Source organism: Desulfovibrio sp. TomC (assembly GCF_000801335.2).
Classification (GTDB): Bacteria; Desulfobacterota; Desulfovibrionia; order Desulfovibrionales; family Desulfovibrionaceae; genus Solidesulfovibrio.
The window spans coordinates 26,204-41,173 of the sequence record NZ_JSEH01000010.1 but is presented as its reverse complement, the minus strand read 5'-3'; the positions used below and the strand labels follow the sequence as shown (position 1 = coordinate 41,173).

Annotated in this window: 12 protein-coding genes; 4 read left to right on the top strand and 8 right to left on the bottom strand. The window is 64.0% G+C overall.

Annotated elements, in window-relative coordinates:
* The first annotated feature begins 14 nt into the window (after positions 1-14).
* From NY78_RS11130 to NY78_RS11115, 4 genes are all read left to right on the top strand, one after another.
* Positions 15-2,966 carry a tetratricopeptide repeat protein gene (locus NY78_RS11130; protein WP_043635703.1) on the top strand — a complete coding sequence of 984 codons (2,952 nt, stop codon included), beginning with the start codon at positions 15-17 and terminating at the stop codon, positions 2,964-2,966.
* An 89-nt stretch (positions 2,967-3,055) separates the two neighbouring features.
* Positions 3,056-3,892, top strand: a complete 837-nt coding sequence (gene amrB / locus NY78_RS11125) for an AmmeMemoRadiSam system protein B (RefSeq protein WP_043635700.1) — start codon at positions 3,056-3,058, stop codon at positions 3,890-3,892.
* Positions 3,893-4,057: 165 nt separating this feature from the next.
* Entirely contained in the window at positions 4,058-4,804 is a 747-nt protein-coding gene (locus NY78_RS11120; RefSeq protein ID WP_043635697.1) for a hypothetical protein, read from the top strand.
* An 88-nt stretch (positions 4,805-4,892) separates the two neighbouring features.
* Positions 4,893-6,320, top strand: coding sequence for a B12-binding domain-containing radical SAM protein (locus NY78_RS11115; protein WP_043635695.1), 1,428 nt, complete (start codon positions 4,893-4,895; stop codon positions 6,318-6,320).
* Between the two features lie 139 nt (positions 6,321-6,459).
* On the opposite strand, the gene pnp is transcribed toward NY78_RS11115, so the two are convergent.
* From pnp to NY78_RS23710, 8 genes are all read right to left on the bottom strand, one after another.
* Complete coding sequence (gene pnp, locus NY78_RS11110; RefSeq protein WP_043635693.1) at positions 6,460-8,667, bottom strand: polyribonucleotide nucleotidyltransferase; 2,208 nt, start codon at positions 8,665-8,667, stop codon at positions 6,460-6,462.
* 170 nt (positions 8,668-8,837) lie between these two features.
* Positions 8,838-9,107 carry a 30S ribosomal protein S15 gene (rpsO, locus tag NY78_RS11105; RefSeq protein WP_024825350.1) on the bottom strand — a complete coding sequence of 90 codons (270 nt, stop codon included), beginning with the start codon at positions 9,105-9,107 and terminating at the stop codon, positions 8,838-8,840.
* A 16-nt stretch (positions 9,108-9,123) separates the two neighbouring features.
* The gene (gene truB, locus NY78_RS11100; protein ID WP_043635690.1) at positions 9,124-10,089 is read right to left on the bottom strand and encodes a tRNA pseudouridine(55) synthase TruB; all 966 of its coding nucleotides are present in this window, start codon (positions 10,087-10,089) and stop codon (positions 9,124-9,126) included.
* Positions 10,082-11,053, bottom strand: a complete 972-nt coding sequence (locus tag NY78_RS11095) for a DHH family phosphoesterase (RefSeq protein ID WP_043635688.1) — start codon at positions 11,051-11,053, stop codon at positions 10,082-10,084. The genes truB and NY78_RS11095 overlap by 8 nt, the downstream gene beginning before the upstream one ends.
* Positions 11,034-11,369 carry a 30S ribosome-binding factor RbfA gene (gene rbfA, locus NY78_RS11090; RefSeq protein ID WP_043635687.1) on the bottom strand — a complete coding sequence of 112 codons (336 nt, stop codon included), beginning with the start codon at positions 11,367-11,369 and terminating at the stop codon, positions 11,034-11,036. The genes NY78_RS11095 and rbfA overlap by 20 nt, the downstream gene beginning before the upstream one ends.
* 16 nt (positions 11,370-11,385) lie before the next feature.
* Positions 11,386-11,673 carry a DUF503 domain-containing protein gene (locus NY78_RS11085; protein WP_043635684.1) on the bottom strand — a complete coding sequence of 96 codons (288 nt, stop codon included), beginning with the start codon at positions 11,671-11,673 and terminating at the stop codon, positions 11,386-11,388.
* Between the two features lie 121 nt (positions 11,674-11,794).
* Complete coding sequence (infB, locus tag NY78_RS11080; protein ID WP_043635680.1) at positions 11,795-14,740, bottom strand: translation initiation factor IF-2; 2,946 nt, start codon at positions 14,738-14,740, stop codon at positions 11,795-11,797.
* The gene (locus tag NY78_RS23710) at positions 14,733-14,939 is read right to left on the bottom strand and encodes a YlxR family protein (protein WP_331428925.1); all 207 of its coding nucleotides are present in this window, start codon (positions 14,937-14,939) and stop codon (positions 14,733-14,735) included. Before NY78_RS23710 ends, infB begins: the two co-directional genes overlap by 8 nt.
* Between the last annotated feature and the right edge of the window lie 31 nt (positions 14,940-14,970).

Here is a 14,970-nt window from a genome sequence, read left to right as displayed (position 1 = left end):
CCCATGCCCGTAGCATGTTCCTTGCAAGGAAGCCCGGCGTGAGCTTTTTCTCCCGCGCCGTCCTGCGACGGTTCCTCTTTGCGGCCATATTGGTCCTGCTGTCCGTCGGCCCGGCGGCCGCTTTATCTGTCTCCACGGTCACCCGGCCGGATACGGATTCGCTGATCCTGCAATTTTCCCGGCGCGGGGCCTATCCCACCATTGCCCGCACCGGTCCGGTCGAAATAAGCCTGACCTTTCCCCCTGGTTCCCTGGCTGGCGAACCACCTCCGGCACAGACGGATTTCCATTCCTCCCGGCTGCTTGAAGGCGTCCGGGTGGCGGGTGACACAGTTTTGGTGCGTCTCAAATCCGATGCCTTCGGGTTCGTTGGCTGGCCAGAAGGCGAGCAGGGACTCAAACTCCAAGTCTACCGTGACCCGACCGGGGCCAACTGGACGCCTGGGGCGCCGTCTGCTGCAGCCAATACCACCTGGCCGCCGGTCGAGGCCGCCCCCAAGCCGTCTTCCTCCCTGACGCTGCCAGTCACGCCGCCCAACAACAAGCCAGGTCCCCTTGACCTGCCGCCCTTGCCGCCGTCTCTGGCCCCGGCCTTGCCGCCGCCGGGAGCAGCCAAAGCGGCCGAGGCGGCCAAGGAACCCTTTTATGCCGTGCCGTCGTCCATGCGGGCCACGGCGCTTCGCGTGGGGCCGGAAAAATCCCCGGTCCTGCGCCCGGCCGGCCTGGAGACGGTCCCCTCTCCGGCCCTGACCGACAGACCGGCCGGGCAGGACCAGCAAACCGTTGCCGGCCGGACCAGCGGCAGCGGCGAACTGCGCCAGCCTGTCAAATTACCGCCGATTCCGCCGGAGGTCGCCGCCGCCGGCCAGACCCGCAGTCCGGTGACGCCGCCCGGGAGCGGACCACAGCCCACTCCTGCAACGCCCAAGGCCATGGCTGCGGCCACCCCGCCGACCTCACCGGACGCTCCCGCCGCTCCTGCCGTTGAACCGCCGCCGGCCAAAGAAGAGGACCACGACGCCAACACCTTGGTGGCGGCCCAGGCCGAGCGGTTGGGCGGCAATTTGTTTGGGGCGCAGAACATGATGCGCGATTTGCTTGCCAGACCCGGTCTCAAACCCGAGGTGCGCGAAGAGGCCGTCCATTCCCTGGCCGGGGTGCTGGTGGATACGTACAAGGACGACCCGGCTGGTCACTACGATGCCATTCAAAAGGCTTTAAACGAAGCCATAAACGTCAATCCCAACTCCTATCGGGTGCCGGAGGCGTTGTTGCAGCTGGGGATGCTCAATTTGCGCGTGGGCAATATCCCCGAGGCCAAGGGCTATTTCAACGTGCTCACGCGCAAGTATCCCACCGACGCCAACGTGCCCATGGTCAATTTCGCCTGGGGCGAGTACTACTTTGACCGGGGCGAATACAAAAAGGCCGAAGAAGAATACAAGAATCTGGTTGAAAAATTCCCGGAGAGCAAGTTCGTGCGCGAGGGAGCCATGGGCTTGGCCAAGACCCTGGTGCGCCTTGGCCGCTACAAGGAAGCGGCCCAGATCGCCGACTACATAGACAAACGCTGGCCGCGTTACTATGTGGAATTCCCGCAAATTCTTCGGATAACGGGTGATATCGCCTACAGAAATGGCGACTATAAAAAAGCCCGTGACGCCTACATGCTCTTTTACAACATGGACCCCAAGGTCAAGGATGCCGATCTGGTCCTGGCCAAGCTCGGCGACATCTACGCCAGACTGGGCAACAAGCCCGGGGCCGTGGATTTCTACAATCTGGCCATCAAGGATTATCCCGACAGCGAAGGCGGACTCGTGGCCAAAATGCGGCTGGCCGAGCAGGGCGTGCATGATCAGCCCACCATCTCCGAGATGTTTTCGCTTTTTGACAAGCCCGAGTACGGCAGCCCCGAGGAAATCTACGCCGGCATCATCCGCGACCACCCCCAAAGCCCGCTGGCGCCCCTGGCCCAGCTCAAGCTCGCCATGTGGCTGCTCCACCAGCAGAACTACCCCGGCAGTCTCAAGGAGGCCGCCGCCTACCTGGAACGCTATCCAAAGAGCGACCTGGCCCCCAAAGCCGAGGAAACGGCCATCACCGCCTTTGAAAAGATGGCTGCCGACCTGCTGGCCCACAAGGATTACGACCGGCTCATCGCCGCCTACGAGGCCCACCGGCTCATCAACGCCAACCGGGGGATGCTCTCCGACACCACCCGCCTGGGCTTGGCCCTGGCTTACCTGCGGACCGGCAAGACCCGCGAGGCCCTCCGTGAGGCCCTGCCCTACGTCGGACCCAAGGAAACCGACAACGGCAATTGGGCCCTGACCATGGCCATGTCGGTCTACCAGAACGAACGCGCCTGGCGCGACATCGTGGATCTGGCCCGTCAGGTCCAGGGCTGGCGGTTTTCCCCCAGCCAGCGCCGGGGGCTGGAATATCTGGCGGCCGAGGCCCTGGAGAATCTCGGCGAATCCGACCGGGCGCTCAAGCTGTGGGCCAAGATGGCCGGCGATCAGGAGCTTGAGGCCGAGAAGCGCTGCTATGCCCTGTATTTCGTGGCCAAGGACGCCATGGCCAAAAAGGAATACGAAAAGGCCCAGCTCTACGCCGGCGAGGCGGATTTCATGTTCAAGGAGACGGGCCGCGACGGCGACAAGCGCAAGGCTGCCGTCAACATTTTGGTGGAATCCACCCGGGCCCAGGGCGAGTATGCCAAGGCTCTCAAGCACGCCGCGGCATATGCCGCGCTGTGCAAGGAAGGCGACGACGATTGGGCCGGCAACCGGATGCGCATGGCCGCCATCCAGCGAGCCATGGGCGATGTGGAGGGCTGGCGGGCCACGCTCACCGCCATGCGCGATGCCTCGCCGGACTCCCTCTACGGCCGCATGGCCGCCTCCGATCTGGCCGCCAGCGGCCTGCAAAACCGTCTCGACGCCTTGACCCAAAGCCAGTAACTTTGCCCTGCCCTTGTCAAAGAGGGCCGCTCCGGGCTAGATTGCCCCTACTGTCCCGACCCTCGCGGCCGGCAGACAAGGAGTCGGCCATGCCCCAGACCAAAACCCGAGACGGCAACCTGCGCCAGCCTGTGGTGGCGGGCCGCTTTTATCCCGGCGATGCCGCTGGCCTGGCCCGGGAAACCGCCGGCTATCTGGCCTTGGCCGAAGCCCCGTCAAAGCGGCCAACCCTGCTGGCCATGGCCCCCCATGCCGGCGCCGTCTACAGCGGTCCCGTGGCCGGGCGCACCCTGGGCGCGGCCAACTTGGCCGAGACTCTGCTTCTTTTGGGACCAAACCATACCGGCCAGGGCGCGCGTCTGGCGGTGTGGCCGTCCGGGGCGTGGCGCATTCCGGGCCACGACGTGCCGGTGGACGACGGTCTGGCGGCGGCGCTGCTGGCGGCCGCGCCGGCTCTGGTTTCCGACCGCCAGGCTCATCTGGGCGAACATTCTTTGGAAGTGCTGTTGCCGTTTCTGGCCCAGGTCCGTCCAGCCTGCCGCATCGTGCCGGTGGCCGTGGCCGAGCCGGACTTGGCCGTCCTGGCCCAAACCGCTGCCGCCATGGCCGGGGTGTTGGCCGGTTGGGGGCAGTCTGTTTCGGTGGTCGTCAGTTCGGATATGAGCCATTACGTGCCCCACGATACCGCCAAAAAGCTCGATACCCTGGCTCTGGCCCGGATTTTGGCCCTTGATCCGTCGGGATTGTATCAGGTGGTGCGCGAGGTGGGCATCACCATGTGCGGGGTTTTGCCCATGGTCCTTGGGCTGTTGACCGCTTTGGCCCTGGGTGCGACGTCGGCCCGGCTGGCTGCCTACGCCACCTCGGCCGAGGCCAGCGGCGATTATGGGCAGGTGGTGGGATACGCCGGCGTCTTGGTGGAGTAGGGCGGCCTGTCGCCCGATGCGAAGGGGATGCGGCCTGGAGTGTCCGCCGGCGCGATCCGGGTTGCGCCACAGCATGGACTCTATCGGGTTGTGCCGGTAAAAGATGCCAGCGGCGGGGTGTCCGGCCCGTCGCCAAACCATGTCCTGCGTTATGCAAGAGGTCTTATGAAACGACTGTCCTGTCCGACCGGCCCGATCAAGGTTCTGGCTGTGCTGGTTTTGTGTCTGGCCCTGGCGTCCTGCGCCACCTATACGCCCCCCAATCCGCAGATCAACGGGGTTGTGGATCCGGCCATGCTGCCGACCGCCGTTCGGACGGCGGAATGGGACATTGGGGCGGTGCGCTACGCCTGGTCCGGGAAAGGCATCAACTATTACGAGGCGGGCCTGTTTCCGGCGTTGCTGCTCGTGCGCAACAAATCAGGCTACTCCCCCATGGTCTACGCCGAAGAGTGTCGCGGCATAGGCCCCGGCGGCGTGGAATATCCGCCGTATCCCGTGGCAGCGGCGGCTGACGTGGTGTTCAACTCCACAGCCTACAAGAAGAGCGCCGAGGCGGCGGTGGTCGGTGGACTGACCGGCGGCGCAGTGGGCGCCGGCCTTGGGGCGCTCATTGGTTCGGGCTTTAACGGCGGCTGGGGAGCCGGTCCCGGGGCGCTTATTGGCGCCGGCGTCGGCATCCTGGGCGGCGCGGCCCTGTCCCAGCAGCCAAGCATGGAGCAGTACCGGGCCACGCTCTACCAGGACATCGCCACCTATGCCTGGAGAGCCGCCCCCATCGCCCCCATGGGCCTCATGCCGGGCTACCTCTATTTCCCGGCCAACCTGGGCATCCACTCCCTGCGGGTGGTGGTGCGCTACAACAATTTGGCCCAGACCTACATCGTGCCCATCAGCAATCCGGTCTGGTAGGCCTGCCCATGCGCCGGCGCGGTATGGCCGCGCCGACGCATACTCGTGAGCGTGTTTCGCCTCTGGCACTTGGCGTAAAGAAGGGGCCATGCCGAATATCATCCTGATTAATCCTTCGCCAAATGCACAGGCCACGGGTTTGAATGAATCCAGTGTTTGGCCACCGGTTGGCTTGGCCAGCATTGCCGCTGTCCTGGTAGCGCAAGGCTATGCGACCTGCCTGATTGACAACAATCTGGAGCGAATGTCCGTTGACGAGGTGCTGGAACGGACGCCAAAGGATGCGCTGCTGATTGGAGTCTCTCTCAACTCATTTGCCTATGATTCCGTGCGCAAGCTATGCGAACTGTTCTGGACGAAACGTCCAGGAACCGTGGTTGTTCTTGGAGGGCCATTGCCCAGCGTCGCGCCGGAATTGGTTTTGGACAATTTTGCCTGCAATGGCGTCGTTCGGGGAGAAGGCGAAGAATCCCTGCTGCACCTGGTCCGCAACATCGTAGCGCGACGTCCGCTTTTTGAAGGTGTCTCCGGGGCCGCCTGGAAAGATCAGGCTACCGGCACATTGTGCGCCAATCCGGTCAAGCGGATAACCGACCTGGATGCCTTGCCGTTCCCGGCCTATCATCTCCTGCCACCACTTTCCCGGTATAAGAGTCGGAGCCGAAAGCGGCCGATTGCCCCATTGGTGACCAGTCGCGGCTGTGCCCATGGGTGCAGCTTTTGCAGTAAGGATATCTTTCAACGCAAGGTGACCTTTCATTCCCCGCACTCTGTTCTCAGTCAGATAGACTGGCTCATCAAAGAGTTTGGGGTGCGGCAGCTCGATATTCTTGACGACAATTTCGCCATGGATCGCAAGAGAATGGAAGCAATTCTCGACGGTATTATCGAGCGCGGCTACAATCTTGCTATCAATCTGAATGTCGGAATTCGATCCGAAGGATTGGACGAAAATATTTTTCAGAAAATGAAAAAAGCAGGTGTTTTCAAAGTTGCCTTCGGAATCGAATCAGCAGATCCGGGCGTCCTGGAATTGTGTAATAAAAAGCTTAATATTGCGGTACTTTCCCGGGCCATCGCCATGGCGCGAAGGATGGGATTCATTGTGTACGGCTTTTTTATCATCGGGCTTCCTGGGGAAACGGAAGAGGCCTTTCGGCGGACGATGCGATTTGCAAAGGATGTCAAACTTGACATAGCGAATTTCTGTTTGGCTGTTCCTTTTGTTGGAACAGAATTGTATCGGCAAGTCGAGCGCAATGGAAAGTTTTTGGTTGATACGCGACGCGATCTTAATCAAGGTTTCTATTCCGGCGCGGTATTCTTTGAGTATCCAGGCTTTACAAAAGAGGACATTCTGCGCCGATACAAAGCGGCGTACAAGCATTTTTACACGCCTTGGAAGCAACTTGTGCAACTTTCCAAAATGCGGTCCGTGTCTGAGCTGCTCTGGTACATGGAAACAGGTTTTCTCGTGCTCAGGAATATGGTTTTCGCCAGCGCCAAAAGCAAATAGCACGCTTCTGCCCATCCATGCTGCACCGTGAGCCTGGACCAGCCCGCTTCCATACAGTAACGCCATGCAAGGGCGACCCCGTAAAAAAGGGGACCTCCCTGCGGAGATCCCCTGTACAGACGAATGAAGGCGTCCCGGACTAGCGGCGTCCGCCACGGTCGCGATCGCCGCCGGAACGGCCGCGGAAGCCGCCGCCGCCGCCGGTCTTGGCGTAGTCGGCCGGATCGTAGGCGATGCCGCGTTCTTCGTTGATGACGGCCTTGCGCGACAGGCGCAAGCGGCCGGTCGGCTCGACGTCAAGCACCTTGACCTCAAGCTCCTGACCCATCTTGACCACATCGGCCGGGCTGGACACCCGTTCCACATCGAGCTGGGAGACGTGCACCAGACCTTCGAGACCCGGCAGGATCTCGACGATGACGCCGCACTCGATGACCTTGATGACCTTGCCCTTGTAGTTGGCGCCCACATCGGCGTGCTGGTCGTAGTATTCCACCCGGGCCTTGGCCATTTCCAGGGATTCGAGGGTCGGGGCGAAGATGGAAATCTTGCCGGTATCCTCGATGTCGATGGACGCGCCGGTGTCGGCCGTGATGGATTTGATGTTCTTGCCGCCGGGTCCGATCACTTCACGGATCTTTTCCGGGTTGATATGCACCACGGCCAGCTGCGGAGCCAGAGCGGACAGCTCGGGGCGCGGCGCGGGCAGGATGTCGGCCATGCGACTCAGGATGTGCAGGCGGGCTTCCTTGGCCTGATTGAGCGCCTGGCGCATGACGGCCTGGGGAATGCCGGTGATCTTGATGTCCATCTGGATGCCGGTGACGCCGTCGGCGGTGCCGGCCACCTTGAAGTCCATATCGCCCATGGCGTCCTCGTCGCCGAGGATGTCCGTCAGGATCAGGAAGTCGTCGCCTTCCTTGATAAGGCCCATGGCGATGCCGGCCACCGGAGCCTTGATGGGCACGCCGGCGTCCATAAGGGCCAGCGAAGCGCCGGCCACCGAGGCCATGGACGAGGAACCGTTGGATTCCAGGATCTGGGACACGACGCGCATGGTGAAGGGGAAGTCTTCAGGGCCGGGCAGGACAGGCAGGACGGACCGTTCGGCCAGAGCGCCATGACCGATGTCCCGACGCGACGGGCCGCGCAGCATTTTGACTTCGCCCACGCAGTAGGGCGGGAAGTTGTAGTGGAGCATGAAACGCTTGTGCGTCTCGCCGTTAAGCGTCTCGATCTTCTGCTCGTCGCCGGTGGAACCCAGGGTGGCCACGCACAGGGCCTTGGTCTCGCCCCGGGCGAACAGCGCGGAACCATGGGTGCGCGGCAGCACGCCCACTTCGATGCCGATGGGACGCACCGTGGTGACGTTGCGGCCGTCGAGGCGGATGCCGGTGTCCTTGATCAGGGCCCGCAGCAGTTTCTTTTCCATGGTTTCCAGGATTTCGCCGGCCTTCATCTTGTAGGCCGGGGTCTCCGGGAAGGCGGCGACCACGGCCTCGACGACGGCGGCCTTGACGGCGCGACGCGCATCGCGTCGGGCCATCTTTTCCTTGATGGTGAAGGCTTCCTTGAGCTTGGCTTCGCCGGCTTCGCGCACCACGTCTTCCAGCTCGGTCACGGTTGCCGGCGGGGTGAAGGCGATTTTGGGCTTGCCGGCCTTTTCGCGCATCTCTTCCTGGAGGTCGAGGAGCGGCAGCACGGAGGTGTGGCCAAACTCCAGGGCGTCGGCCAGCAGATCTTCGGACACAAAGCGTCCGCCGCCTTCGACCATGACCACGGCGTCGCGGGAAGCAGCGAAGACCAGGTTCAGCATGGAGTCGGCGTTGATCTGGGACACGGTCGGGTTCAGCACAAATTGGCCGTCGATGTAGCCCACCCGGCCGCCGGCGATGGGGCCGTGGAAGGGAATCTTGGACATGTGCAGGGCCGTGGACGCGCCGGTCAGAGCCAGGACGTCAGGCTCGACCGTGCCGTCGGCCGAGAGCACCGTGGCAATGATCTGCACTTCGTCGCGGAAGCCCTTGGGAAAAAGCGGCCGGCAGGGGCGGTCGATCAGCCGGCACACAAGCACTTCGCGCTCGGACGGGCGGCCGATCTCGCGGCGGAAATAGGAGCCCGGGATACGCCCGGCGGCATAGGCCATTTCCTGGTAGTCGACCACCAGGGGGAAAAAGCCTTTTTCTTCGGCCAGAGCCTGGGTGCAGACCGTCACCAGCACAACCGTGCCGCCGGACTGGATCCAGACCGCGCCGTCGGCCTGATTGGCCAGACGCCCGGTTTCGATGATGACGGGCTTATCGCCGATGGTGGCTTGGAGGCGGATGGGATCAAAGGTCATTGTCATAGGCACCTCTTGAGATGAAGGGAGCGGCAGTAAAAAGCGGTCTGCCCTCCCGCCATGCAGCAGGCGCGACAACTGCCGGGACCAGCGTCCCGAGAGCGGGCGCGCATAATGCATGCGCGGGAAGGCGGGGTCCGGCGAACCGGACCCCGTTTGTGCGGACTACTTGCGAACTACTTGCGGATGCCAAGCTTCGCGATCAGATCGCGATAGCGCTGGACGTCCTTCTTCTTCAGGTAGTTAAGAAGTTTGCGACGCTGTCCGACCATTTTCAAAAGGCCCGTGCGGGAGTGGAAGTCCTTGGGGTGGCTTTTGAAATGTTCGGTCAGATACACGATACGCGCCGTCAGCAGAGCGACCTGGACCTCGGGGGAGCCGGTGTCGCCTTCGTGCTTCTGGTGTCCGTTGATGACTTGAGCCTTGCTGTCGGCAGTCATAACCACAGCGATATCCTCCTGTTTAAGGGGTACTTTGGCGCGCGGGGGCGTCAGTGCCGTCGCGCCGGGCCGGTTGGGGGTCGCCGAAGAGACCGCGTACAATGGCCCACCTCAACAGGCCGTCCTTCGCCTCGACCCTGGCCAAAGCCAGGGGCAGGCGCGTTTGACTGACGAGCAGGGCGTACGTCCCGTCCGGGAAACCGTTGCCGGCCGGGATACGGATACCCCGCCGGACCTGTTCGGCTGCCGGATCGTCCAGGACGACAGTTGGCCAGTGGGGCAGGGCGGCATCGAGCGGAATAATCCGCCCGGGCAGCGACTGCGGGTCGGCCAGGATGTCGTCCAGGCTGTGCGCCTGGGCCAGCTCAAAGGGACGGCTCGCCTCCCGGGTCAGGGCTGTCATGATCGCGCCGCACTGCATTCGCGTCCCCAGGCTGTGGACCAGGGAGCGTATGTAGACGCCGGCGGATACCCGGACTCGGAAGGTTGCCGACGGCGGGTCGACCGATACGGCCCGCGCGTCGAAAACAGAAATCTCTTTCACCTTGACCGGAGCGGCCAGGCCCTTGCGGGCCAGTTCGTACAGGGGCCGCCCCTGATGCTTGGCCGCGGAGTAGGGCGGCACTTCCTGGCTGGTCAGTTCGCGCCAGGACTCGATGGCGTCCGTGAGCGCCTCGGGGGTGACGTGGGCAAAAGACGCCTCAGCGGTCACGGTCCCCTGGCTGTCGTAGGTATCCGTGGTCTGCCCGAGCGTCAATGCGCCGAAATAGGTCTTTTCGCCTTCCATGACGTAGGGGGCGATTTTGGTGGCCTCGCCGAGAAGCACCACCAGCACGCCGGCGGCCAGCGGGTCGAGGGTGCCGGCATGGCCGATCTTCTTCTGGCCCAGCCGCTTGATGGCCGTCAGGCAGCGGGTCGAGGTCGGCCCGGTGGGCTTATCAAGGACCAGGACGCCGTGCAGCTGGGGCAGGGGATACTTCTCAGCCACGAAGCGGCTCCACGACCTGGCACAGGGCCGTGGCCAGGGTGGTTTCGGCTTCAAGCAGGGGCATGGCCAACTTGCCGCCCGAGGCGTTTTTATGGCCGCCGCCGCCAAACGAGGCGGCCACGGTCTGGATGTTGACCGCGCCGACCGAGCGCAGGGAAAATTTTACGCCGCCCTCGGGCAGCTCACGGACCAGCAAGGCCGCCTGGACGCCCTTGATGCGCAGCGCGTTGTTAATCAGCCCCTCGCAGTCTTCCGGGGTCGTCTGGGTGCGGACAAACATTTCTTGCGATACCCTGATCGTGCCGACCTGTCCATGGCAGCAAACCGCCAGGCTGCCGAGCACTTCGGACCACAAACGCACCCGGTTCATGCTCCACTGGTTTTTGATGCGCGCCCCGACAGTTCCGATATCCAGGCCGCCCCGGATCATTTCGGCGATAAGCTCCAGGCAGGTGGCGGTGGTGCCGCTGAAACTGAAAAAGCCGGTGTCCGTGGCCATGGCCGTGTAGAGCGCCTCGGCCAGAGAGCCGGCCAGGGGAACGCCCAGGTCCTTGGCGATCAGAGCCACCATCTCGCCGGTGGCGCTGCGGGTGGGATCGATCCAGTTGACCGCCCCGAAGCCGGGATTGCCCAGATGGTGGTCGATGACGGCCACCCGGGTCGGATCAAGACTCGTTTCCAGGTCCCCCAGGCGCGGTCCATCGCCGCAATCAAGGACGATCGCCAGGTCATACGCGTCATCGAGAGGGCGCTCGATCAGCGGGGCGGGCAGCTCCATCCAGCCGTACTGGGGGGGGACGGGCGAATCATTGACCAGGGAAAAATTCTTGCCCAGGGCTTCCAGGATAAAGCCCATGGCTGCTGTCGAACCCAGGGCGTCGCCGTCCGGAGCGGCATGGGCGGCCACCAGAAAGTTCTGGCCGGCCCGGATGCGGCGGACGATCTCAAGCCTCGGGTTTGGCATAGACCATGTCCTCCAGATAGGTGTCGCGGGAAAAGCGCAGGTCGGGCACGAACTTCATGGACAGGCGTTTGCCGAGCTGGGTGCGCAGAAATCCCCGGGCCTGGTCCAGGGCCTTGGCTGCGCCGGCCAGACGGGTTGCATCGCCGCTGAGCGTATAAAAAACCTGGGCGATGGAGAGATCGGCGTTGAGCGTCACGCCGCTTATGGTGACAAGTTCGAGCCGGGGGTCCCGGACATCTTCGAGAAGGGCCATGGCCATTTCCCGGGCAATCTGGTCGGCGAGGCGGTGCGAGCGCCGCGATGCGGTACGTTTCATGAAGGGTTCCGATCAATCAGAGCGTTAAAATTTCAATGTCTTCGTAGACAAGTTCGGCCAGGGCGGCGGCTTCCACCATGTTCACGGCCTTTTGCAAAAGCCCCCGGGCATGGGTGGCATCGTTGGAGACGGTGACGGCAGCCAGCACCAGGGTGTCCCAGGATTCCTGCATGGCCACTTCGGCGGCGGCCACGTTGAATTTGTTGCGCAGTTTGTGTTTGAGGCTCTGGGCCACGCGGCGTTTGCCCTTGAGGGAATCGTTGCCGTGGAGGGCGAATTGGAGTGTGAGGACGCCTACGACCATGCGCTGTCTTCCCCGGTCAACGGGGGACGGTTGGAAAATCGGTCAGTATGGGACATGGCCGCAGCCTCGCGGCATACGGCCATGTTCCGAAACGGGGCGGGCAGCCGCCCCCGGCATTCGTTTACAGAGTGGCCCGTTCTTCGACCGACTCGAAGGCTTCGATCACGTCGGCAACCTTGACGTCGTTGAAGTTTTCGAGACCCACGCCACACTCGTAGCCCTTGGTGACTTCCTTGACGTCGTCCTTGAAGCGGCGAAGCGAAGCGAGCTTGCCGGTGTAGACCACCACGCCGTCGCGCAGGAGCCGCACTCCGGCGTTGCGGGTCAGCTTGCCGTCCATGACGGCGCAACCGGCCACGGTGCCGACCTTGGGCACGGTGAAGGTGTCGCGCACCTCGGCCTGGCCCAGGTACTGCTCGCGGATGACCGGAGCGAGCATGCCGGACATGGCGTCTTTGATTTCGCTGACGACCTTGTAGATGATGTCGTAGAAGCGCACGTCAACACTTTCGCGCTCGGCCATTTCCTTGACCTTGATCGTCGGACGCACATTGAACCCGATGATGATGGCCGAGGAGGCGGAGGCCAGGAGCACGTCGGACTCGGTGATGGCCCCGGCCCCGGCGTGGATGATGTTGACCTTGACCTTGTCGGTGGACAGCTTTTTGAGCGCATCGGCGATGGCTTCAAGGGAACCCTGCACGTCGGCCTTGAGCACCAGATTGAGCGTCTGGGCTTCGGCTTCGGGCCGGCTGGCCAGGAAGGTTTCGAGGGTGACCTTGGAGGCCTTGCCCAATTCGCGTTCGCGCTGCTTGGTGGCCCGGGTCTCGGCGATGCGGCGGGCGACCTTTTCGTCCTCGACACCGACGAACTCGTCGCCGGCCTCGGGCACGCCCTCAAAGCCCTGGACCTCGATGGGCATGGCCGGTCCGGCTTCCTTGATCTTGCGACCCTGGTCGTCGAAACAGGCCCGCACCCGGCCAGAGAACACGCCGCAGACAAAGGCGTCGCCCTGGTGCAGGGTGCCTTCCTGGATGAGCACCGTGGCCACGGGGCCGCGGCCCTTGTCCAGGCGGGCTTCGACAATATGGCCCCGGGCGCGCTTGTCCGGATTGGCCGAGAGCTGCAGCACTTCGGCCTGCAGGAGAATCATTTCAAGCAGTTCGTCCAGGCCGATCTTCTGTTTGGCCGAGACATTGGCGAAGATGGTCTCGCCGCCCCATTCTTCGGGCACAAGGCCGAGTTCGCCCAGTTCGCGCTTGACCCGGTCGGGGTTGGCGTCGGGTTTGTCGATCTTGTTGACCGCGACCACGATGGGCACGCCGGCCGCCCGGGAGTGGTTGACCGCTTCGCGGGTCTGATCCATGACGCCGTCGTCGGCGGCCACGACCAGGACCACGATGTCGGTGACCTGGGCGCCGCGGGCGCGCATGGCGGTGAACGCCTCGTGGCCCGGGGTGTCGAGGAAGACGATGTCGCCGCGGTTGGTGGTGACGTGGTAGGCGCCGATGTGCTGGGTGATGCCGCCAGCCTCGCCGGAAACCACGTTGGACAGCCGGATGGCGTCGAGCAGCGACGTTTTGCCGTGGTCGACGTGGCCCATGATGGTCACGACCGGCGGCCGCGGCTTCTTGTCCTCGGGTTTGTCGATCTCGGCATTGATGATGTAGTCGTCTTCCGAGAAGCCCGACTTTTCAATTTCAAAACCGAACTCGGCAGCGGCCAGGGTGGCGGTCTCGATGTCCAGCGACTGGTTGATGGTCACTAGCGCGCCAAGACCGAGCAGCACCTTGATCAGATCCTGGGCCTTGGAACCCATCTGCTTGGCCAGATCGGAGACGCGGATGGTTTCTTCCATCCGGATCTTGCGCTTGGCGGCCTTCATCGGCTGAGCGCCGGCATCGGACTTGGATCCCAGGAAATCGTCACGGTTTTTCTTGCGCTTGAACTTCCCGCCGCGACCGCCGGTGCGATCCTGGACCTCGCCGGCCTTGCGCTTGCCGCCCTTGCCGGCGGCGGCATTCTTGCGGCGTTCCTCTTCGGTGGTCTGGCCGCCGAATTCCACGACGCGGCGGTCTTTCTTGCGCTTCTTGTCGTCGCCCGTGCCGGGTGCCGGCGGCATGCCAGGCACCGGACGACCGGCCGGACGGGGACCGCCCGGGGTATAGCCGGGAGCGCCGGGACGGCCAGGGCCGCCGGGGCGGCCGGGACCACCGGGACGCTGGCCTTCGCCAGCCGCCGGGCGACGGGTTTCAGGAGCCGGAGTCCGCTTGGGATCGGGCATGGAAATGATGCGCACCTTGGGAGCCGGAGCCGGTTCAGGGCGACGGGGCCGTTTGGCGCGTTTATCTTCCTCGGACTCGCCGGCAGCGGCAGCGGCAGCGGGCGGGACGTCGTCCGCGACCGGCCTCTGGTCCGGAACCTGGGCTTCGGCCACGGGCGGGGTGTCCTCGGGCGCTTGCATCGCCGGGATTTCCGGTTCGGCCGCTGCAGCCGTCTCGGTCACCACCGGTTCGGGTTCGACCGGGGCTGCTTTCTCGACCTTCTCCGCCTCAGGGCGCTCGATGATCCGGGCCGCAGCGGCCGGTCGGACGATGCGGGCGTTGCCGGGCTGGGGCGCTACGCGCTGCGGCTCGGCGGCCGGCGCTTCGTCCGCAGGCGCGGCAAAGGCCTCGAAATCCTCGGCCTGGGGCCGGTAATCGGCGTCCTCGCTGTCGTCGAGGTCGCTTGCGACCGGGGCTTTGGGCGCGGCCACGACCGGTGCTTCGTCCGGGGTCGGGATCTCGGGAATGACTTCCCGGGGTACGTCCGTGGCGTCGGCGGCCGGGGGGGTGGGGGCGGCCTTGCGGCGGCGGACGATGACGCCGGGCGACACCTCTGTGTCGATGACCTGGGTACGACTGGGCGAGCCCTGGCTCACGCGGGCGCGCAGCTGGGCGGCTTCCTCATCGGTCAATGTGCCTAGTTGGCTTTTGACCTGGATGCCGAGCTCGCGCAGGATTTGCAGCATGTCCTTGTTGGACAGGCTCAGATCCTTGGCGATGTCCTTGATTCTAATCTTATTCACCTTGACCCCCCCTCCGTCGCCTGGGCCGACCGGAGTATTTCAAAAATTTCTCGGCGCATTCGGGGTTGGCGCAGAGATAGTGCCCGCGTCCGGGCATGGCGGCCTGGGGATCGGGCACGAAGCCCGTCCCCCCGCCCGCGGCCGCGACGTGTCGCCCAAGCTCGCTTTTGGGAAAGCGGCTGCGGCAGATCACGCACATGCGCACCGGCCAATCCGGCCGATCAGACTTG

Excerpts from the sequence above, each read along its gene's own strand:
- NY78_RS11130 (WP_043635703.1), top strand. The coding sequence starts at position 15 with ATGTTCCTTGCAAGGAAGCCCGGCGTGAGCTTTTTCTCCCGCGCCGTC.
- amrB (WP_043635700.1), top strand. The coding sequence starts at position 3,056 with ATGCCCCAGACCAAAACCCGAGACGGCAACCTGCGCCAGCCTGTGGTG.
- NY78_RS11120 (WP_043635697.1), top strand. The coding sequence starts at position 4,058 with ATGAAACGACTGTCCTGTCCGACCGGCCCGATCAAGGTTCTGGCTGTG.
- NY78_RS11115 (WP_043635695.1), top strand. The coding sequence starts at position 4,893 with ATGCCGAATATCATCCTGATTAATCCTTCGCCAAATGCACAGGCCACG.
- pnp (WP_043635693.1), bottom strand. The coding sequence starts at position 8,667 with ATGACAATGACCTTTGATCCCATCCGCCTCCAAGCCACCATCGGCGAT.
- NY78_RS11095 (WP_043635688.1), bottom strand. The coding sequence starts at position 11,053 with ATGCCAAACCCGAGGCTTGAGATCGTCCGCCGCATCCGGGCCGGCCAG.
- rbfA (WP_043635687.1), bottom strand. The coding sequence starts at position 11,369 with ATGAAACGTACCGCATCGCGGCGCTCGCACCGCCTCGCCGACCAGATT.
- NY78_RS11085 (WP_043635684.1), bottom strand. The coding sequence starts at position 11,673 with ATGGTCGTAGGCGTCCTCACACTCCAATTCGCCCTCCACGGCAACGAT.
- NY78_RS23710 (WP_331428925.1), bottom strand. The coding sequence starts at position 14,939 with ATGTGCGTGATCTGCCGCAGCCGCTTTCCCAAAAGCGAGCTTGGGCGA.